The sequence below is a fragment of the Thioalkalivibrio sp. AKL12 genome, assembly GCF_000377925.1.
GTDB classification, from domain to species: domain Bacteria; phylum Pseudomonadota; class Gammaproteobacteria; order Ectothiorhodospirales; family Ectothiorhodospiraceae; genus Thioalkalivibrio; species Thioalkalivibrio versutus.
In genome coordinates this window covers 62978-82830 of record NZ_KB898899.1, presented here as the reverse complement: position 1 = coordinate 82830, position 19853 = coordinate 62978, and the positions used below count along the sequence as shown (strand labels likewise).

The following is a 19853-nucleotide window of genomic DNA, read 5'->3' as shown; positions in this document are numbered from 1 at the left end:
TTCGCGCTATGCCGCCACCGGCGGGGCCGGAATCAGCGCCAGCCACAACAACCCGGCCAGGAAAACCGGAGCCGCCGCGACCATGCTGTCGAACCGGTCCAGAATACCCCCGTGGCCCGGCAGCAAGGAACCACTATCCTTCTCGCCAGCCTGTCGCTTCAGGATGCTCTCGAACAGGTCCCCCACAACCGAGACCAGCCCGATCAGCACCGACAGCAGCAAGAACACCATCGCGTCCATCGGCTCGAGGCCCCAAACGGCCGCTACCACGATCGCGAAGGCCAGCACCGTCAGCAGACCGCCAAGCAAGCCCTCGCGGGTCTTCCCCGGACTGATATGCGGCGCCAGCGGGTTGCGCCCGAACGCCTTCCCGGCGAAATACGCCCCGGTGTCGGCGAGGCCAACCAGCACCACCAGATAGACCACCAGCAACGGCGCCAGGGCATGCAGCCAAACCAGGCCCATTCCCGCCGGCACCAACGTCATGATCGCGGCCACCGCAAAGAGGGTCCGACGGGATGCCGGCGCGGCCGTCTCGCACTCGCGATAAAACGGCAACAGCAACAGGATCACCAGCCACCACAGCAACACCAGGCCCAGGATCAGGTAGTGCAACCCCGCAACCGGCGCCAGACCAAGCGCAACCACGGGAACCACCACGGCCGCCACCAGCGCACCACGTGCCAAAGGGGTTTCGAGCCCGGCCAGTCCACCCCACTCCCAGGTCGCCAACCCGAGGACCAGCGCGACCAGCGCCAGCACCGCCCAGTTCGGGCCCCAGGCCACCAGGGCCAGCGCCGGCAAACCCAGTGCCGCGGCGGTCAGAATCCGTTGTTTAAGCACTCGGCACCTCCCGCGCACTTGCCTCCGCGGCTCCGGTCACGCAGCCGAAACGCCGCTGGCGACTCGCATACCACGCCAGCCCCTGTCGCAGATCATCGGCTGTGATGTCCGGCCAGAACGTCTCGATGAAGAGCAACTCGGCATACGCCGCCTGCCACAGGAGGAAATTGCTGATGCGGCGTTCGCCGCCGGTGCGGATCAACAGATCGACGTCCGGCATCCCGGCCGTGCTCAAATAGCCGGCGAAAGAAGTCTCGGGATTCGCCCCTTCATCGCCGGCAGCTACCCAGCGGCGGGCCGCCTGCAGGATGTCCCAGCGGCCACCGTATCCCAGTGCCACGACAACCCGCATACCCTCGTTGGCGGCAGAGGCCTGCTCGGCTTCCGCCATCCGCGTCTGCAGATCCGACGGGAAGCTTGCGCGATCGCCAATAAAGGTGAGCGCGATCCCGCGCTCGATCAATTCCGGGAGTTCCGCCTCGATGGCGGACACAAACAGATCGAACAGTGCCTCGACCTCTTCGCGCGGGCGGCCCCAGTTCTCGCTGCTAAAGGCAAACAGCGTCAGGGTGCCCACGCCTTGTTCGGCGAAAAACCGCACGGCATGCCGCGTCGCCTCCAGTCCCGCCCGGTGGCCTTCGGAACGACTCAGACCTCGGGCCTCGGCCCACCGCCCGTTGCCGTCCATGACGATGGCCACGTGCGCCGGGAGCGCCTCGCTGGGTGAAGTAGTAACCGGCATCGCCTGCGCCGGTCAGACTTCCATCAACTCGGCTTCCTTGTCCGCAAGCATCGCGTCGACCTTGGCGATGTGGTCGTCGGTCAGCTTCTGGATCTGATCCTGCGCCTTGTGCTCGTCGTCTTCGGACATCTCCTTGTCCTTGACCAGCTGCTTGAAGGCGTTGTTGGCATCCCGCCGGATATTGCGCACGGCCACCCGCGCGTGCTCGGCCTCAGCCCGGACGACCTTGACCAGGTCACGGCGGCGTTCTTCGGTCAGCGCCGGCAGCGGCACACGGATCGTCGTCCCCATGCTCGCCGGATTGAGTCCCAGATCCGAAGTCATGATGGCCTTCTCGATCTTGCCGACCATGTCCTTCTCGTACGGCACCACGGAGAGCGTGCGTGCGTCCTCGGCATTGATGTTCGCGACCTGGTTGATCGGCACATCCATGCCGTAGTACTCCACATGCACATGTTCGAGCAGCGTGGGGTGCGCACGGCCAGTGCGGATCTTCGATAGCTCGTTGCGCAGCGCTTCCAGGCTCTTGTCCATGCGTTCGCGCGCATCTTTCAGGGTGGCGTCACTCATTACGGGCTCCCTCGACCAAGGTGCCGACCGCCTCGCCCATCACGAGCCGTTGCAGGTCGCCCTTGGCAAACATGTTCATTACACGGATCGGCAGGCCATTGTCTCGGCACATCACCAGGGCCGTGGTATCCATTACGCCCAGACGTTGTTCCAGCGCATCGTCGAACGTCAGCCGCTCGTAGCGTCGGGCATCCTTGGTGGTCATCGGATCGGCATCGTAGACCCCGTCGACCTTGGTCGCCTTGATCATGATGTCCGCGTTGATCTCGATCGCTCGCAGGCTCGCCGCGGAATCCGTGGTGAAGAATGGATTGCCAGTACCGGCCGCAAACACCACGATGCGCCCCTTTTCCAGGTGGCGTACCGCACGCCGGCGGATGTAGTCCTCGCACACCTGATTGATGCGGATCGCCGACATCACCCGCGAAAAACGCCCGGCGCGCTCGATCGCATCCTGCAGCGCCAACGCATTAATCACCGTTGCCAGCATGCCCATATGGTCGCCGGTCACCCGGTCCATGCCGCCTTGTGCCAGACCCGCACCGCGGAAGATGTTGCCGCCACCGATCACGATGCCGACCTCGACCCCCATGCGGGAGAGCTCCGAGACCTCTTCGGCCACCTGCGCCAGGACATCCGGGTCAACCCCGTAGGATTGCTGACCCATCAGGGCCTCCCCACTCAACTTCAGAAGGATGCGCCGGAACGCGGGCTGGCTGTCCTGACTCATGGGGTTCCTTATCTCGGGCTCGGTTGTTCTCGCTTGCCAGTTTTTTCTGGCCCTTTTATCCGGAAGCGGCCGCATCAAGCGGCCGCCCCGGAGTCCTTCTGGATCAGGCGCCGCGCGCCTGAGCCATTACCTCTTCGGCAAAGTTCTCGGTCTTCTTCTCGATCCCCTCGCCCACCTCGAAACGGATGAAGCCGGAGACCGAAGCACCCTTGCTTTCCAGCAGCTGTGCGACCGTCTGATCGGGATCCTTCACGAACGGCTGGCCCACCAGGGTGATCTCGCCCAGATACTTGCGGATACGCCCCTCGATCATCTTCTCGATGATGTTCTCCGGCTTGCCCGATTCCTCGGCCTGGGCCTTGAAGATCGCACGTTCCTTGTCGAGCATCTCGGTCGGCACCTGACTCTCGTCGATGCACACCGGATGGCTCGCCGCGATATGCATCGCGATATCCTTGGCCAGCTGCTCGTCACCACCATTCAGGCCAACCAGCACGCCAATCCGGGCACCATGCTGATAGAAACCCAGCGCACCTTCCGCGGTCATGCGTTCGAAACGGCGGACCTGGACGTTCTCGCCGACCTTGGCGATCAGCTGAGTACGCTGCTCTTCCAGGGTCTGACCCTCGACGGTCTCGGTCATCAGGCCTTCCACCGAATCGGCGGCGGTGTTCAGCGCCACATTGGCGCAGGCGCTGGTGAAGGCACGGAAGTTGTCGTCATTGCCGACGAAGTCCGTCTCGCAGTTGATCTCGACGATCACCGCGCGCGAACCGTCGCTGGCAATCTCGACGCGACCTTCGGCCGCGACACGATCCGCCTTCTTGTCGGCCTTGGCCATGCCGGACTTGCGCATTGCCTCGACCGCCGCTTCCAGATCGCCGCCGGTTTCGGTCAGGGCCTTCTTGCATTCCATCATGCCGGCGCCGGTGCGCTCGCGCAGTTCTTTTACTTGTGCAGCAGTAATCTGCATCGTTGCTTGCTCCTGAATCATGCTCGAGCCGGCCGCCAGCGTGGCGACCGGCTCCTGTTATCAAGCGGGGTTGGCGGGCGACGCGGTGTCCGGGGCGTCAGTCGTTGCAGCGGCCGGCTCGGCGGCTTCTGCTTCGCCCATGCCACCCGTGGTCACCGCACCCTTGGCCTCGATGATGGTATCGGCGATCGCAGCCACATAGAGCTGAATCGCACGCATCGCGTCATCGTTGCCCGGGATCACGTAATCCACGCCTACCGGGGAATGGTTGGAATCCACCACGGCGACGACCGGAATGCCGCGCTTCTTCGCCTCGGCCACCGCAATCTTCTCGTAGCCGACGTCGATCACGAACATCGCATCGGGCATGCGGTTCATGTCCTTGATACCGCCCAGGCTGCGATCCAGCTTGTCCTTTTCGCGGCGACGGCTCAGGGCCTCGCGCTTGTTCAGGACCTGGAAGCTGCCATCGGCGTCCATCGTCTCGAGGTCCTTCAGGCGCTTGATCGACTGCTTGACGGTGTTGAAGTTGGTCAGCATGCCGCCCAACCAGCGGTGGCTCACGTGCGGCATGCCGCAACGGTTTGCCTCTTCGGCCACCACATCGCGGGCAGAGCGCTTGGTGCCGACGAACATGATCTGGCCACCGTCGGCAGCGATCTTGCCGAGGAAGTTCAACGCATCGTTGAACATCGGCAGGGACTTCTCGAGGTTGATGATATGAATCTTGTTGCGTTCCCCGAAGATGTACGGGGCCATCTTGGGATGCCAGTAACGCGTCTGGTGGCCGAAGTGCACACCGGCCTCCAGCATCTGTCGCATAGTCACGAGGGACATGAGTTTTCTCCTGTAACGGGTTGAGCCTCCACGCATCCCGATCTGAAACCCGAACCGAATCTTCTTCGAGGGCGGGCACCCGACAGATCGTGCCGATGCGTGTGTGGATTAAGGTTTCGGGAGTCGCCCCGCAAAAGGCGGCTTCCGGCCCCGCCGAATTGCCAGCGAGGCGCGCGCTTTATAGCATAGGACACTTACCCGAACCAAACGCCGAGCCCCTCCGGGCGCCGCGGCGGGAGCCCCCATGTCCGTTTCCATCAAGACCCCCGAAGAGATCGAACACATGCGCGTCGCCGGCCGCCTGGCCGCCGAAGTCCTCGAGATGATCGAGCCCCACGTGCAAGCCGGCGTGACCACCGGGGAACTGGACCGGATCTGTCACGACTACATCGTGAACACCCAGGACGCGATCCCGGCCCCACTCAACTATCGCGGCTTCCCAAGGTCGATCTGTACCTCGGTGAACCATCAGGTCTGCCACGGCATCCCGGGGGATCGCAAGCTGAAGAACGGCGATATCCTCAATATCGATATCACCGTGATCAAGGACGGCTTCCACGGCGACACCAGCCGCATGTTCGTGATCGGCAAGGCCGGTATCCAGGCCCAGCGGGTGATCGACGTGGCACGTACCAGCATGTACCTCGGCATCCAGCAGGTTCGCCCGGGCGCAACGCTGGGCGATATCGGCCACGCGATTCAGGTGTACGCCGAGGCACAACGCTGCTCCGTGGTGCGCGAGTTCTGCGGCCACGGGATCGGGCGCGGCTTCCACGAGGATCCGCAGGTCCTGCACTATGGCAAGCCTGGCACCGGTATGACCCTGAGAGAAGGCATGTGCTTTACCATCGAGCCGATGATCAATGCCGGCCGCCGCCACACCCGCATCCTGGCGGATGGCTGGACCGCCGTGACCAAGGATCACAGTCCGTCGGCGCAGTGGGAACACACACTGCTGGTCACCGCCGACGGTTACGAGATCCTGACCCTGCGCAAGGACGAAACCCCACCGCAGGAGATCGCGGCCTGATCGAAGGCCATCACGCCTGTTCCCCGCCGATTCGAACCGCCCAACCTACGGAGCTCCGATGAATCCTGCGGGCAGCACCCCCGGCGAACTCGATACTCCGGCCTTCACCCCCGGCTGGGGCGAGGACTACCAGCGGCTGAGCCGCAACCCGGGGAACATCGCCCTGTTCCGGGACCGGCGCCGCGCCATCCTGGAACAGCAATACCAGGGCTTTCGCGACGGCATGCCGATCGCCGAGCTGATCCATGGCCACGCCCGGCGCATCGACGAGCTTCTCAAGCTGATCTGGGCCCAGAAGGGCCTTGCGGATGACGACCAGCTATGCCTGATCGCGGTCGGTGGCTATGGCCGCGGCGAACTGCACCCGGCCTCCGATATCGACATCCAGATCATCCTCGAGGGCGAACATGATCCCGCCCTCTTCGACCGGATCAGCGACTTCGTCACGTTCCTCTGGGACATCGGCATCGAGGTCGGGCACAGCGTGCGCAGTATCGACGACTGCACCCGCGAGGCGCGCGACGACATCACCGTCGCGACCAACCTGATCGAGGCCCGCTACCTGGCCGGCCATCTCAGCCTGTTCAACGACTTCCGCGGCGCCATCGAGCCCGACCGCATCTGGGACTCGCGCAGTTTCTATGCCGCCAAGCTGGCCGAACAACAAGCCCGCCATCGGCGTTTTGGCGAAACCGCCTACCGCCTCGAGCCGAACGTCAAGGAAGGCCCCGGCGGCCTGCGCGACATCCAGATGATCGGCTGGGTCACCAAGCGTCATTACGGCGCCGAGCGCATCGAAGAGCTGGTGTCACTGGGCTTCCTGCGCGAGGGTGAGTTCCGCGAGATGATGGAGGGCCAGAACTTCCTCTGGCGGGTACGCTTTGCCCTGCACATGCTCGCTGGCCGCCGCGAGGACCGCCTGCTTTTCGATCTGCAGCGCCAACTTGCCAACACCTTCGGCTTTGTCGACCAGAACCACAACCGGGCGGTCGAGCAGTTCATGCAGCGCTACTTCCGCACCATCAACGATCTCGAGCGGCTGAACGAACTGCTGCTGCAGCACTTCAACGAGGCCATCCTCGACGATCCGGAAGCCCTGCAGGACCCCATACGCATCCACCAGCGTTTCCAGGTCCGGGGCGGCTACCTCGAGGCGGCGCACGATCAGGTCTTCATGATCTATCCGCCGGCGCTGCTGGAGGTCTTCCGCCTGCTCCAGGAACACCCGGAGATCCAGGGCATCCGCGCCTCCACCATCCGCCTGATCCGGGCCCACCGCCACCTGATCGATGGGCACTTCCGCCGCAATCCGGTGTGCCGCGAGCTCTTCATGGACATCCTGCGCGCCCCGCGCGGGATCACCAGCCAGCTGCGCCGCATGAACCGCTACGGCGTGCTGGGCAATTACCTGCCGGCCTTCGGGCGCATCATCGGACGCATGCAGTACGACCTGTTCCACGCCTACACCGTGGACGAGCACACCCTGAACGTGGTGCGCAACGCGCGGCGCCTGGCGCTGCCCGAGTTCGCGCACGAACAGCCCCTGGCGCACCAGATCTACTCCGGACTGGTGCGCCCCGAACGTCTGGTGCTGGCCGCCCTGTTTCACGACATCGCCAAGGGCCGCGGGGGTGATCATTCCGAGCTGGGGGCCCACGATGCCCTGCATTTCTGCCAGCATCACGGCCTGTCGGACGCGGATGCCGGCCTGGTTGCCTGGCTGGTGCGTTCCCACCTGCTGATGTCGCTGACGGCCCAGCGCAAGGACATCTCCGACCCCGAGGTCGTCATGGGTTTCGCCCGCGAGGTGGTCACCCGCGAACGCCTGGACTTTCTCTATCTGCTGACCATTGCCGATATCCGCGGAACCAATCCAGAGCTGTGGAACAGCTGGAAGGATTCCCTGCTCCAAACCCTTTATCACGCCACCCGCAATGTCCTGGACCGGGGTCTGGATACCCCGCCGGACATGGACGAACAGATCCGGCAAACCCGCACCGAGGCACTCGCGTTAATCGAACAACAAGGCTTCGATACCGATCAGGCTCAGAAGTTGTGGGACGAACTGGACGACGAATACTTCCTGCGCCATTCCGCCGACGAGATCGCCTGGCACGCCCGGGCCCTGCTGCCACTCCCCCCGGACGCCCTCCCCCTGATCCTGGTGCGCCCGAAGACCTCGCGCGGGAGCACGGAGATCTTCGTCTACGCCAGCGACCATCCCCGGATCTTCGCGCGCATCACCAGCGCCCTGACCCAGTTGGGACTGGACATCGTGGACGCACGGATCATCACGACCGCAGCCGGCCGCACGCTGGATACCTTTCTGGTTCTCGAAAGCGGCGGGGGCCAGACGGTGGATGCCGGTTATCGCTCCGAAGAGATCCGCCAGAGCCTCGAACGTGAACTCGAACGCGAAGGGACCATCCCCAACCCGGCCTCACGCCAGCTTCCACGCCGCCTCAAGCACTTCGACGTGGATACGCAGATCGAATTCGAACCCGCTGCGGGCGACCAGGCAACGCGCATGCGGCTGCGCGCTTTGGACCGACCCGGCCTGCTGTCGACCATCGGGCATGTCCTTGCCGAGCAGGGAATCGACGTGCGCACTGCACGCATCGCCACGGCCGGGGAACAGGTCGAGGACAGTTTCCTCCTCAGCCGCCCCGGCCACGCGGCGCTCGATGACGAGGATCAGGCCCACCTGCGCAAGGCCCTGCTCGGCGCCATCTGACGGCAACCGGGTCAGCGGGCGCGAGCCTCCAGAGGTCGGGGCCCTGCCTCGTCGGACGCCGCCCCCGCGCCCAGCAGGCGCGCCTCGAAATCGGTCAGGACACTGAACTCGACTCGGCGGGATGCCCGACGATCCTCCTCGCCGCGCTCGTCCAGCACCCGGCGTGAAGAGGACAACCCCACGGCCGCGACCCGCGAGCGGAACCAGTCCGCGTCCTGCAAGGGCTCCAGCTGATAGGCATATTCCAGCACCGCGCGCGTGCGGCGCTGGCTAAGATCCATGTTTCCGAAATAGGCCTCCAGCGCATCGTCGCTGCCGGCCCACTCGCTGGAGGTGTGGCCCTCGATCCGCACCTCCCGAATGACCTCGGCGAACGGACGCAACTGTTCCGCGTAGCGCGGCATGAAGTCCTCGAGAATCGCCTCGAAGCGCGGCCGGATGCGTGCCGAACTGCGCTCGAACAGGACCTCCGGCTCGCGAAAGCGCAAGGTCAGGCTGTCGCGGTCCAGTTCCGCGTTCCAGCGCGGCAAATCCTCGCGAAACTCCTCCTCCAGAACCGAATAAATGGCCGCGCGCAAGGCGGCCGCCTCGTTGCGAACCTCGGTATGCACCGCGCTCTCGCGCTCCACCTGAACCATGTGCAGCAGCGCGAGGAACAGGAAGATCATCATCAGCGCGGCCATCAGGTCCGCCACCGCCAGCCAGTGCGAACCCTGGTCGGCCTCGTTTCCCGCGGCCATACCTTGTCGCCGACGGCGGCGCGCCAACCAGGAAAACATCAGTTACGCCCGCCCGCGGAGGCGATGGCGGCGGAGCGTTCCCCACCCCAGCGCGTCTCCGCCGCGAGCCCTGCCTGGACGGCATTCTCGATACTCTCGAGCATCGCCTCCAGCCGTGCGTCCATCGCCGGGAAGGCCTCGGTGGCACGATCCCGCAGGGCCGCGATGCTCCCCAGCAGGGCCTCCAGTTCCACCGTCTCGCGCCGCAGACTGGAAAGCGTCGATTCCTGATCCTCCACGTGCCGGGTGATCTGCAAGGCCTGCCCGGTCATGCGCTCCAGGGTCTGCTCGGTCTGTTCGACCCCGGCACGGGCCTGGTCGAAGGCCCGATGCAGGTTGTCCATCTGCTCGCGATACTGATCCTGCCACTCCACCAGGCGGGCGACCGAGTCATCCAGACGCCGGAAGTTCTCGCCAAACTGTTCACCCAGGCGATCGTTGAAATCGTGGATCACCCGCTCCAGGGCCTCTACCAGGTGTCCGCTGCTCATCTCGGTGATGCGCTCGGCCATGCCATCGAGCGCACCGGTCAGTTCGCGGTGTTGTTGCTCCAGCCGGGCATCCAGGCGCTGATCGAGGGCCCGCACCGCCTCCACTACGGCGAGCGAGGCATCCCGTTGTTGTGCCGCCAGGTGCGCATTATCCAATGGTGCATCCGACGCACCCTCCGCGGACGGTTCGGGGGATGCCGCCGGTGCGGGTACCATCACCTGAACCATCCGCAACACCGCAGCCAGCAAGATGCCCACGATACTGGTCACAAAGGCCAGCTTGAGCCCCTCCAGCAGGGCCGGGATACTGGCCTCCACCTGTCCAGCGTCAAAATCCAGCAGCCCAATGGCGACCCCGAGGAAGGTGCCGAGAATCCCCACGGTGGTCAGCAGCGCCGGCGCCGCTCCCTGCAGCGCCTCCGCTCGACGCAGGGCCGTCGCCATCAGGGCCACCAGGAACAGCCCGAACAGCAACAACGCGAACAAGCCAATCACGCTTAATGGACTGAGCCCCTGCAACGTGGCCAACAGCGCCTCGGCAATCCTTTCGAATATTCCGGTCATCTCTTCTCCTGTCGTACCATGAGTACGCTCTTGCATCGCCGCCTTCATTCCAAGCAAGAAAGAAGCCAGTGCAGGCAAGGCTGGCACCAGGCCGCACCCGGCGCCCGGCCGACCAATTATTGACGCCCATGGAGCGGAAGCGCGCTGCCCCCCCAGAGAGGCGTCACTTTATTGGCTACCCTGATAACCGGTTTCTGGTTCTGGGAAACATCCGTGCAGTCAGCCAAGCACGGATGCACCCCAACCTCACACCGCGCAATCCACAACCTGTACATAGGCCGGCACACAGACATGTTCAGAGTCCGACTAGGTCGACGACCCTCCCCGGAATTACCCCTCTTGTCCAAGGGCTCCCGGGCCGCAGTGTCCTGCCTGATTCTGATGCTCGTCGCTCTGGCGCCTGCACACGGAACGGAAACACGCCTGCTGGGCATCCAGCCGTTTCTTAGTGCTCCAGCTCTCTTCGAGCGCTACGCGCCGCTGCGCGACTGGCTTGCCGAGCAACTCGGGGTGCCCGTCCGAATCGAGTCGGCACGCACACGCGACGTTTTCCACGGCAGAATTTGGACCGAACGCTACGATCTCGTGTTCACGTCACCGCACGTTGTGCCTTTCTTGATCGAGGAGACGAATTATCGAGCTGTAGCGGCAACCCGGGACCGTTTGGCGATCCTGGTCGCCGTAATACCGGAGGCACGGTTCAACCGCATCGAAGACTTGGCGAACAGCAAAATCGCCGCACCGTTCGAGGAAAGCCTTGCAGCCGCGTTCCTGAACCACATGCTCTCGAACCTTGTTTGGCCGGACGGATCATCACCCCCGACCGTCCGGCACCACCATCACCACAGTGGTGCCATCACCACATTTCTGCGCGGAGAAGCAGAAGCCCTGGTCCTGGTCACGGACGGCGATCTGATCGATGATCAACGTCGTGACGAGAGTGCGCAGACGCTGATGTCGCTGCACGATGGAACGCTCGTTCGAATCATTTCGCAATCACCTAGTTTTCCGGGCATGACCCTCCTGGCCCGCGAAGAAGTGCTTGCAGGTTTACCGGACCTGGAGGACCAGCTGATCCGCATGCAGGACACACCCCATGGCCTGGAAGTACTCCGAGCCATCCGCCACCGAGGATTCGTCGCGATCGAGGAGACCGACTATCGCCCTTTTCGTCAAAGCGCCTTTGGAAGGGAATTACCTTCCCTTGGAGACGCAAAGAACGACCAAGGGAAGCACTAATTTGCGTGACCTTGATGGGCATCCGCCGGCCAGCCCCGGTAGAATGGCAAGTTTTGCATCAATTCCCGTCCCACCATCGAAGACTGGCGCGTACGCGCCCCGGATGCCCTTCATGACTCGCCGCGGCCCGGCTCCAACCTGCTCTGGCCCAATCTCGGCCTGCATCGTCCCACAGGCGCCGGCGCCCCCCGCATGCGTCTGAATTTCGCCTGGCAGATCATCATCGGCACCGTCGCGATCCAGGTCGCGATGGTCGCAGCGCTGATGTTCAGCGGCATCTCCCAGGTGCAGCAGAACCAGTCGCAGATGCTGGAACGCTTTGCCGAGCAACAGGGCCGTCTGCTCTCCAGCGCGTTGACCCCCGGGCTCGCCTATGCGGATCCGGCGATGCTGCAGGACCTGCTCGAACTCGTCGCGGACGACTCCAATGTCCTCTATGCCGTGGTACTCGATGCCCAGGACCAGCCGATGGCGTCGGTGGGCATCTCGCCCGACACCATCCCGGAACGCGCAGACGGCACGCGCACCACGCCCGGGCAGATCGAGATCCTGCGCGACATTGAGCTGGCCGGGCAGCCACTCGGGACTCTGGCGGTGGGCTATTCCACCGATGCGATCGACGCCCTGTCCGCCACCCTCCTGCAGCGCAACGTCCTGCTGGCGCTGGGCGTGCTCGTGTTGTCCATGCTGGCCGCGGTGGTCTTCAGCCTGGTTATTACTCGCCGCCTGCGCCTGCTGAACCAGGGCGGCAAGGCGTTGCAGGGCGGTCGTCTGGACCACCGCATCCCGGTGCGCTCGCACGACGAATTCGGCGACCTCGCGCGCACCTTCAACGATGTCGCCGCCCATCTGGGGTCCACCCAGACCACCCTGGAACAACAGAACCAGCAACTGAACCGCTCGGTCGCACGCCTGGAGTCCATGCTCGGCGGTGCCAACGCGATCTTGTGGGAGGCTGATCCGCGCACCCACGAATGGGAGTTCGTGTCCGGCGACACCCGCCGTCTGCTGGGCTTCCCGGCCCACAACCTGGGCCGGGGCGAGCTGCGCGCCCGGCATATCCACCCGGCCGACCTGCCGCGCGTGCAGAATGCCGCCCGCGAGAGCCGGACCAGCCCGCGCACGGTGGACTACCGCTTCGCCCATCGCGACGGCCAGTGGCTGTGGCTGCGAGACATCCTCTCCTGGGCCCGTGACGCGGACGGCCGGGAGAGCCTGCGCGGCCTGACCCTGGATATCACCACCCACCGACGCACCACCGATGCACTGGCGGAAAGCGAGAACCGCTACCGCGACGTGGTGGACCACATCTCCGAGGTCATCTTCCGTACCGATGCCGAAGGCCACTGGACCCTGCTGAATCCAGCCTGGGAGGCCCTGACGGGGTTCAGCGTGGAAGAGACTCTGGGCCGCCCGCTGTGCGACTTTGTAGCCCCCGAGGACCACGACGACGCCCATAGCTTCTGTGCCACCCTCCTCGAAGGCGGCTCCCATTCCCAATCCGAGGAGATCCGTCTGCGCACCCGCGACGGTGACATCCGCTGGGTCAGCATCTACGCCAGTGCCCGCTTCGATGACCACGACCAGGTGATGGCGACCTTCGGCACGATGACCGACATCTCCGATCGCAAGGAGGCCGAAGACGAGATCCGGCGTCTCGCCTTCTTCGACGGGCTGACCCAACTGCCCAATCGCACCCTGCTGCACGACCGGCTGGGTCAGAGTCTCGCCAATACCGAACGCACCCGCCTGCATGGCGCCTTGCTGTTCATCGATCTCGACAACTTCAAGGACATCAACGACACCCTCGGCCATGCAGTCGGCGATGACCTGCTACGCCAGGTCGCCGAACGCATGCTGAACTCCGTGCGCGAGGCGGACACCCTCGCCCGCCTGGGGGGCGACGAGTTCGTCATCATCCTCAACGATCTGCACCCGGACCAGGCACGCGCGGCGACCCAGGCCGAGGCCGTGGGTCGCAAGCTCATCGAGATTCTGCGCGATCCTTTCAAGCTGGCGGGACAGAGGCGGCACGTAACGCCCAGTATCGGTGCCACGCTGTTCAGCGGCCGCAATCTGAGCGTGGAGGAGATCCTCAAGCAGGCGGACCTCGCCATGTACCGGGCCAAGAACGCCGGGCGCAACACCGTGCGCTTCTACGACCCCGAGCTGCACCGCGCCGTCGAGGCCCGATTCGAGCTGGAGAGCGAGCTTCGCCACGCCCTGGATCAGGATGCCTTCAGCGTGCACTACCAGCCACAGGTGAACACGTCGGGCGCGGTCATCGGGGCCGAGATCCTGCTGCGCTGGAAGCACGCCAGCCGCGGGATGATTTCGCCCGCCGAGTTCATCCCCGTGGCCGAACAGACCGGTCTGATCGTCCCGATTGGCCGCAAGGTGCTGCGCGCGGCCTGTGAGCAGCTGGCTGCCTGGAAACACCAGCCCGCCTTTCGGGACCTCACCCTGTCGGTCAACGTCAGCGCGCGCCAATTCCGGCACAAGTACTTCGTGCGCGATCTCGCCCAGACGCTGGAGGCTACCGGCGCCCCGGGGCACCGCCTGAAGCTGGAGCTGACCGAGAGCATGCTGCTCGAAAACGTGGAGACCGTCATTGCCCACATCGAGGAACTTCGGAGCTTCGGCATCGAGTTCTCTCTGGACGACTTCGGGACCGGCTACTCCTCTCTCGCCTACCTCAAGCGACTGCCCCTCGCTCAGCTGAAGATCGATCAATCCTTCGTCCGCGACGTCCTGGACGATCCCAACGATGCCGCGATCGCCCAGATGGTGGTCAACCTGGCTCACACCCTCGACCTGGACGTCATCGCCGAAGGTGTGGAGAACGACCAGCAGCGGGCCTTCCTGTTCGGCCTTGGCTGTCGCCACTTTCAGGGCTACCTGTACGGCCACCCCGACACGCTGGCAGAACTTGAGGCCCTGGTACTGCGCCAGAACGACAACGGAAATCCCGCAGCCCACCCCTAACCGTTCGTATTCTTCGAATGGTTTGAGGCGTTTTTCGCCATTTTCATTCGTATAAATCGGATCTAAGGTGACGGGTATTGCAACCTAGTCAACCGGAGGCGAATCGCCATGAGCACCAAGGTCCTGATCCTGTACTACTCCACCTGGGGCCACATCGAGCAGATGGCCGAAGCTGTGGCCCGCGGCGCCCGCGAGGTACCGGATACCGAAGTCACGATCAAGCGCGTCCCCGAACTGATGCCGGATGACGTGGCCCGCAATGCCGGGGCCAAGCTCGACCAGGCCGCCCCCATCGCCAAGCCCGAAGAACTGGCGGACTACGACGCGATCATCATCGGCACCCCTACCCGCTTCGGCCGGATGGCCGCGCAGATGGCCAACTTCCTCGATCAGACCGGTGCCCTGTGGTTCGGCGACAAGCTGGTCGGAAAGGTCGGGAGCGTGTTCAGCTCCACCGCCTCGCAGCACGGCGGCCAGGAGACCACCCTGATCTCGACCATCGTAAACCTGCTGCACTACGGCATGACCGTGGTTGGTCTACCCTACACGGAGAAGCGCCTGCTCGATGTCAGCGAGGTCTGCGGCGGCACACCCTACGGGGCGACCACACTGGCCGACGGCGACGGCTCGCGCCAGCCGAGCGAAAACGAACTGGGCATGGCCGCCTCGCAGGGGCGTCACGTCGCAGAGGTCGCGCGGGCCCAGCGTCTGGGGCGCGACGCCGGCTGACCTGCCACAGGCACATCCGACAGGGGCCGCACGCCCTGACCGGATGTTGCCTGGGCGCAAACCCGGTCGGGCACAGGCCCGGCCGCACCGACTGGGGACATCGATCCGCAGCATTACAAGGAGAGGATGGAAATGGACAACACGCTAGACGACAGTGGCAAGCTCGTACTCCGCCTGGCCCTCGGGATCATGATCCTGCTGCACGGCATCGCCAAACTGACCGGCGGGATCAGCGGCATCGAAGGCATGGTTACCAACGCGGGACTCCCGGCGATCCTCGCCTATGGCGTCTACATCGGCGAGATCCTCGCCCCGATCCTCGTCATCATCGGGCTGTATTCGCGCATCGGCGCGGTGATTATCGCCATCAACATGGTCTTCGCCATCGCGCTCGCCCATGCTCACGAGGTCTTCCTGCTCACCAGCACCGGCGGCTGGGCCCTCGAGCTGCAGGGGATGTTCCTGTTCGCGGCGATCGCCCTGGCCCTGACCGGTCCGGGCCGGTTCGCGATCAACCGCCTGTAGTCCTCACGGCAACTTGGGGCGGCGCAATGCCGCCCCTTTCAGGTACCATGCGCGACCCTGATCCCCGCGCAGACCCTCCGCCATGAGCAATGCCCAGACGCTGATCCTCGCTGCCCCACAGATCCTCCCGGTAGCCCCCCGCGACACCCTTCTGCAAGACCACGCCCTGATCATCCGCGACGGAACGATCCACGCGATCGAACCGCAAGCCACCGCGCGCGCCAACCATCCTCAAGCGGAATACCGCGATCACCCCGGCCAGATCCTGATCCCCGGCCTGGTGAACGCCCACACCCACTCTGGCATGAGCCTGCTGCGTGGCATCGGCAGCGACCGCCCGCTGATGGAATGGCTCAAGGGATACATCTGGCCCGCCGAGGGCAAGCTGCTCTCCCCCGAATTCGTACGCGCAGGCAGCCGCCTCTCCATAGCCGAAATGCTGCGCGGGGGCACGACATGCTTCAGTGACATGTACCTGTTCGTGGACGATGCGGCCCGGGTGGTCGACGAGACCGGGATCCGCGCCTCGCTGGGCCTCACCGTGTTCGACTTCCCAACGCCCTGGGCAAGCACGGCAGACGAGTACTTCCAGCGCGGTGCGGACGTCGTCGCGAACTGGGGGCACCATGACCGGATCGCCTTCAATGTCGCCCCGCACGCGCCATACACCGTGGGGGATACAAGCCTGGAGCGCGTGGCGGCCCGTGCCCGCGAACTGAACGTGCCCATCCACATGCATGTTCACGAGACGGCCAGCGAGGTCGCCGACGCCCTGCGCGACCAGGGCGAACGGCCATTGGCCCGCCTCGCACGCCTTGGCATGCTGGACCAGCCCTTCATCGCGGTGCACATGACCCAGGTAGACGATACCGATCTGGATCTACTGCGCGAACGCCCGGTCTCCATCGCCCACTGCCCGGAATCCAATCTGAAACTCGCCTCCGGCTTCTGCCCGGTCACGCGGTTACAGGCCGCCGGCATCAACATCGCCCTCGGGACCGACGGCACCGCCTCCAACAACGATCTCGACATGATCGGCGAGATGCGCACCGCCGCACTGCTGGCCAAGGGCGTCAGTGGCGATGCCGCCGCCCTGCCCGCCACCGCCGCGCTGGAAATGGCGACGCTGGGGAGTGCCAAAGCCCTGGGACTCGCGGACCGAATCGGCTCCCTGGAGCCCGGCAAGCAGGCCGATGTGGTCGCAGTAGACCTGCAGACGCTGGAACTGCAACCGGCGCACGACCCCAGTGCACAGATCGTTTACGCCGCCACCCGCGATGCCGTGCGCGATGTCTACGTGGCCGGACGGCCGTTGCTACGCGACCGCGAACTGCTTACGCTGAACTCGCAGGATCTCCACGCCGAAGCCGAGTACTGGCGCATCCGGGTGCTGGAAACCCAGCAGCCCACTGCCTGAGGGAAACACTGATCAATGTACACGCTCGCGTTGGTACCCCAGGTTTTCCAAGACAAGGCGCGGTGCGCAGCCGATAGTTGTTCTACCGGCAAGGGCCGCAACGCAGGATCGGGGAACCTGGGGTGCCAACCCCGAGGGGCTCGGCCGCTCTTGCGCCCGCACGGCGTTGCGGCTCCCTTGTGCAGAATGACTGCACGGCAGTCACCGCGCCTTGTTCGCACGCAACAGCGACTCGAGCGCGAACGTGTACATCAATCAGTGTTTCCCTGAGCGAGACAGACGCCATGAGCCCCGAACCCCTCTCCCAAACTTCTGCGCACGCAAACGTCGATAGCGCCGAGATCCACAAATTCACCCATCGGGCCCACGAATGGTGGGACCCGAAGGGCCCCTTCGCCACGTTGCACGCGATCAACCCGTTGCGCCTCGAATGGATCGACGGCAAGGCCGATCTCGCCGGCAAGAAGGTGCTGGATGTAGGCTGCGGCGCCGGTATCCTCTCCGAGGCAATGGCGGTTCGCGGCGCTCAGGTCACCGCGCTGGACGCCGGCGCCGAACACCTGGAGGTCGCGCGCGAACACGCGGTGGAGGCAGGGCTGGAAATCCACTACCTGCACACTACCGCCGAGGCGCACGCCGAACGTCACGCCGGCGACTACGACGTGGTGACCTGCCTGGAGATGCTGGAACACGTGCCCGATCCGGATGCCGTGATCGATGCCCTTGCAACGCTCGTGCGCCCCGGCGGCTGGCTGTTCCTGTCCACCATCAACCGAACTCCGCGCGCCTTTGCCGAGGCCATCGTGGGGGCCGAATACGTATTGCACATGCTGCCCACCGGCACCCATGAGTACGGACGCTTCCTTCGCCCCTCCGAACTGGGCACCGCCCTGCGCCGCCACGGGTTCGAGGTCACCGCGATGACCGGCCTGACCTATTCGCCCCTGAGCGGGCGGTATCGTCTGGTCGCCCGTACCGACGTGAACTACCTGATGGCCGCCCGCCGCGACGAAGCCGGCACCGACGAATGACCCGCGAACTGGGATCGGTCCTGTTCGACCTCGACGGGACCCTGCTGGACACCGCTCCCGACATGCATGCGGCCCTGGTCACCCTGATGGCCGAACACGACCGTGCGCCGCTGGCGTTCGAGGTCGTGCGTAACTTTGTCTCCCACGGGTCCCGGGCCCTGGTGGATCTCGCCTTCCCGGACGCCGATCCCGCCTTCGCCGAGCATCTCAAGAAGCGCTACCTGGAGATCTACGCCCGCGACCTGTGCCGGACCACCGCCCTGTTTCCCGGACTCGCGGACCTGCTGGACACCTGCGAGGCCCGCGGCTGGCCCGTCGGCGTGGTGACCAACAAGCCGGGCTGGCTGACCGATCCGCTGCTGGAGGCCCTCGGGCTGCATGCGCGCATGGCAGCCGTCGTCAGCGGCGATACCCTGCCCCAGCGCAAACCCGCCCCGGAACCCATGTGGCTGGCCGCACGCCAGACCGGCCTGCCGCCGGAACGCCACTGCTACTGGGGCGATGCAGAACGCGACATCGCGGCCGGACGGGCCGCCGGCATGCCCACCCTGATCGCCAACTGGGGCTACATCGACGCCAACCAGCGTCCGGATCAATGGGGCGCCGATGCCGCCCTGGAACAGCCGAACGACTTCTGGGCCTGGTACGCCGACGGAGCCGCCACGGAGCCCGGGCTTGCGAGCTGAATCCGCCCACCTCGGCGCCCCGCACGCCGGAAACAGGGTCTGAGCACCCATGTCGCCCCGTATCCGTTCGGCCTACCGCCACTGTCGCCAGCGTGCCAAGGCGCATTACGAGAACTTCCCCGTGGCCTCCTGGCTGCTGCCCAGCCGCCTGCGCGGCCCCGTGGCGGCGATCTACTGCTTCGCCCGCGACGCCGACGACCTGGCCGACGAGGACCCGCGCCCGGTCGCCGAGCGGCGCCAGGCACTGCTGGCGATGCAGGAACGCGTGCAGATCCTGGAAGACCCCGCCGCCGAGCACGAACCCGAATGGATTGCCCTGGCGGACGCCCGCGCCCGCTTCGACCTGCCGGCCGCGCCGTTTTCCGACCTGATCGACGCCTTCCTGCAGGACCTGGAACAACCCCGCTATGCGACCTTCGGCGAGATCATGGACTACTGCCGCCGCTCGGCCAACCCGGTTGGCCGGCTCATGCTGCACCTGAACGGCAACCCGACCGACGAGATGCTGGGGTACTCGGACGCCATCTGCTCGGCGCTGCAGCTGATCAACTTCTATCAGGACCTGCAGCAGGACCTGCGGGAGAACAACCGCATCTACCTGCCGCAGGAAGAGATGGACCAGTACGGCGTGACCGAAGCGATGCTGGCCACTGGGCAGACCACCTTCCAGCTACGCAACCTGATGCAGTTTCAATACGCCCGCGCCGACCGGCTGCTGCGCGCCGGGGCGCCGCTGGGCGGGCTGCTGCGCGGACGCATGGGGCTGGAGATCCGAGCGATCATCAACGGCGGGGCGCGCATCCTCTGGCGGCTGCGGCAGCAGGATGACGTCTTCGCCCGCCCGCGCCTGCGCACCCGCGACGCCTGGATCATCCTGAGCCACAGCCTCCGACCGCGCCGCCGAAGACCGTAGGGATCGAGCCGCCGAGAACCCCTGGTTAAGCTGAG

At 65.1% G+C, this 19853-nt stretch carries 18 protein-coding genes; 10 read left to right on the top strand and 8 right to left on the bottom strand.

Translation table 11 applies throughout. From position 1 onward, the window contains the following. Positions 1-6 precede the first annotated feature (6 nt). From D579_RS0110155 to rpsB, 6 genes are all read right to left on the bottom strand, one after another. Positions 7-843 (bottom strand): phosphatidate cytidylyltransferase, encoded by an 837-nt coding sequence (locus D579_RS0110155; protein WP_018951934.1) that lies wholly within the window; start codon positions 841-843, stop codon positions 7-9. Next, positions 836-1585 carry a polyprenyl diphosphate synthase gene (gene uppS / locus D579_RS0110150; RefSeq protein ID WP_018145576.1) on the bottom strand — a complete coding sequence of 250 codons (750 nt, stop codon included), beginning with the start codon at positions 1583-1585 and terminating at the stop codon, positions 836-838. The genes D579_RS0110155 and uppS overlap by 8 nt, the downstream gene beginning before the upstream one ends. A 12-nt stretch (positions 1586-1597) precedes the next feature. Continuing rightward, a complete protein-coding gene (frr, locus tag D579_RS0110145) occupies positions 1598-2155 on the bottom strand; it encodes a ribosome recycling factor (RefSeq protein WP_018145575.1) in 558 nt (185 codons plus the stop codon). Further along, positions 2148-2885, bottom strand: a complete 738-nt coding sequence (pyrH, locus tag D579_RS0110140; RefSeq protein WP_018145574.1) for a UMP kinase — start codon at positions 2883-2885, stop codon at positions 2148-2150. The genes frr and pyrH overlap by 8 nt, the downstream gene beginning before the upstream one ends. A 103-nt stretch (positions 2886-2988) precedes the next feature. Beyond that, on the bottom strand, positions 2989-3858 hold the full coding sequence (gene tsf, locus D579_RS0110135) for a translation elongation factor Ts (protein ID WP_018938604.1): 870 nt from the start codon (positions 3856-3858) through the stop codon (positions 2989-2991). Between the two features lie 60 nt (positions 3859-3918). Next, entirely contained in the window at positions 3919-4695 is a 777-nt protein-coding gene (rpsB, locus tag D579_RS0110130) for a 30S ribosomal protein S2 (protein WP_018938603.1), read from the bottom strand. Positions 4696-4939: 244 nt separating this feature from the next. Here rpsB and map point away from each other — a divergent pair, with 244 nt between their 5' ends. Together map and glnD are read left to right on the top strand one after the other, a co-directional pair. Further along, entirely contained in the window at positions 4940-5725 is a 786-nt protein-coding gene (gene map, locus D579_RS0110125; RefSeq protein WP_018145571.1) for a type I methionyl aminopeptidase, read from the top strand. 58 nt (positions 5726-5783) lie between these two features. Further along, entirely contained in the window at positions 5784-8459 is a 2676-nt protein-coding gene (glnD, locus tag D579_RS0110120; RefSeq protein WP_018951933.1) for a [protein-PII] uridylyltransferase, read from the top strand. Positions 8460-8470: 11 nt separating this feature from the next. On the opposite strand, the gene D579_RS0110115 is transcribed toward glnD, so the two are convergent. Together D579_RS0110115 and D579_RS0110110 are read right to left on the bottom strand one after the other, a co-directional pair. Continuing rightward, complete coding sequence (locus tag D579_RS0110115) at positions 8471-9238, bottom strand: OmpA family protein (protein ID WP_026289504.1); 768 nt, start codon at positions 9236-9238, stop codon at positions 8471-8473. Further along, positions 9238-10293, bottom strand: coding sequence for a hypothetical protein (locus D579_RS0110110; RefSeq protein WP_018951931.1), 1056 nt, complete (start codon positions 10291-10293; stop codon positions 9238-9240). Before D579_RS0110110 ends, D579_RS0110115 begins: the two co-directional genes overlap by 1 nt. Before the next feature lie 339 nt (positions 10294-10632). On the opposite strand from D579_RS0110110, the gene D579_RS0110105 reads away from it, so the two are divergent. From D579_RS0110105 to hpnC, 8 genes are all read left to right on the top strand, one after another. Further along, complete coding sequence (locus tag D579_RS0110105) at positions 10633-11532, top strand: phosphate/phosphite/phosphonate ABC transporter substrate-binding protein (RefSeq protein WP_018951930.1); 900 nt, start codon at positions 10633-10635, stop codon at positions 11530-11532. Positions 11533-11724: 192 nt separating this feature from the next. Beyond that, positions 11725-14517: an EAL domain-containing protein gene (locus D579_RS0110100; RefSeq protein ID WP_018951929.1), complete on the top strand. Its 2793-nt coding sequence runs from the start codon at positions 11725-11727 to the stop codon at positions 14515-14517. A 108-nt stretch (positions 14518-14625) separates the two neighbouring features. Next, positions 14626-15246 (top strand): NAD(P)H:quinone oxidoreductase, encoded by a 621-nt coding sequence (wrbA, locus tag D579_RS0110095; protein WP_018951928.1) that lies wholly within the window; start codon positions 14626-14628, stop codon positions 15244-15246. A 132-nt stretch (positions 15247-15378) separates the two neighbouring features. After that, on the top strand, positions 15379-15771 hold the full coding sequence (locus D579_RS0110090; protein ID WP_018951927.1) for a DoxX family protein: 393 nt from the start codon (positions 15379-15381) through the stop codon (positions 15769-15771). Between the two features lie 82 nt (positions 15772-15853). Continuing rightward, a complete protein-coding gene (locus D579_RS0110085; protein WP_018951926.1) occupies positions 15854-17188 on the top strand; it encodes a TRZ/ATZ family hydrolase in 1335 nt (444 codons plus the stop codon). 284 nt (positions 17189-17472) lie between these two features. Then, positions 17473-18219: a bifunctional 2-polyprenyl-6-hydroxyphenol methylase/3-demethylubiquinol 3-O-methyltransferase UbiG gene (ubiG, locus tag D579_RS0110080; RefSeq protein WP_018951925.1), complete on the top strand. Its 747-nt coding sequence runs from the start codon at positions 17473-17475 to the stop codon at positions 18217-18219. Beyond that, positions 18216-18905: a phosphoglycolate phosphatase gene (gene gph / locus D579_RS0110075; RefSeq protein WP_018938593.1), complete on the top strand. Its 690-nt coding sequence runs from the start codon at positions 18216-18218 to the stop codon at positions 18903-18905. The genes ubiG and gph overlap by 4 nt, the downstream gene beginning before the upstream one ends. A gap of 49 nt (positions 18906-18954) precedes the next feature. Continuing rightward, positions 18955-19818 (top strand): squalene synthase HpnC, encoded by an 864-nt coding sequence (gene hpnC, locus D579_RS0110070; protein ID WP_018951924.1) that lies wholly within the window; start codon positions 18955-18957, stop codon positions 19816-19818. Positions 19819-19853 lie beyond the last annotated feature (35 nt).

Coding starts and splice junctions, on each gene's coding strand:
- uppS (WP_018145576.1), bottom strand. CDS start 1,585: ATGCCGGTTACTACTTCACCCAGCGAGGCGCTCCCGGCGCACGTGGCC.
- frr (WP_018145575.1), bottom strand. CDS start 2,155: ATGAGTGACGCCACCCTGAAAGATGCGCGCGAACGCATGGACAAGAGC.
- pyrH (WP_018145574.1), bottom strand. CDS start 2,885: ATGAGTCAGGACAGCCAGCCCGCGTTCCGGCGCATCCTTCTGAAGTTG.
- tsf (WP_018938604.1), bottom strand. CDS start 3,858: ATGCAGATTACTGCTGCACAAGTAAAAGAACTGCGCGAGCGCACCGGC.
- rpsB (WP_018938603.1), bottom strand. CDS start 4,695: ATGTCCCTCGTGACTATGCGACAGATGCTGGAGGCCGGTGTGCACTTC.
- map (WP_018145571.1), top strand. CDS start 4,940: ATGTCCGTTTCCATCAAGACCCCCGAAGAGATCGAACACATGCGCGTC.
- glnD (WP_018951933.1), top strand. CDS start 5,784: ATGAATCCTGCGGGCAGCACCCCCGGCGAACTCGATACTCCGGCCTTC.
- D579_RS0110115 (WP_026289504.1), bottom strand. CDS start 9,238: ATGTTTTCCTGGTTGGCGCGCCGCCGTCGGCGACAAGGTATGGCCGCG.
- D579_RS0110110 (WP_018951931.1), bottom strand. CDS start 10,293: ATGACCGGAATATTCGAAAGGATTGCCGAGGCGCTGTTGGCCACGTTG.
- D579_RS0110100 (WP_018951929.1), top strand. CDS start 11,725: ATGCGTCTGAATTTCGCCTGGCAGATCATCATCGGCACCGTCGCGATC.
- wrbA (WP_018951928.1), top strand. CDS start 14,626: ATGAGCACCAAGGTCCTGATCCTGTACTACTCCACCTGGGGCCACATC.
- D579_RS0110090 (WP_018951927.1), top strand. CDS start 15,379: ATGGACAACACGCTAGACGACAGTGGCAAGCTCGTACTCCGCCTGGCC.
- D579_RS0110085 (WP_018951926.1), top strand. CDS start 15,854: ATGAGCAATGCCCAGACGCTGATCCTCGCTGCCCCACAGATCCTCCCG.
- ubiG (WP_018951925.1), top strand. CDS start 17,473: ATGAGCCCCGAACCCCTCTCCCAAACTTCTGCGCACGCAAACGTCGAT.
- gph (WP_018938593.1), top strand. CDS start 18,216: ATGACCCGCGAACTGGGATCGGTCCTGTTCGACCTCGACGGGACCCTG.
- hpnC (WP_018951924.1), top strand. CDS start 18,955: ATGTCGCCCCGTATCCGTTCGGCCTACCGCCACTGTCGCCAGCGTGCC.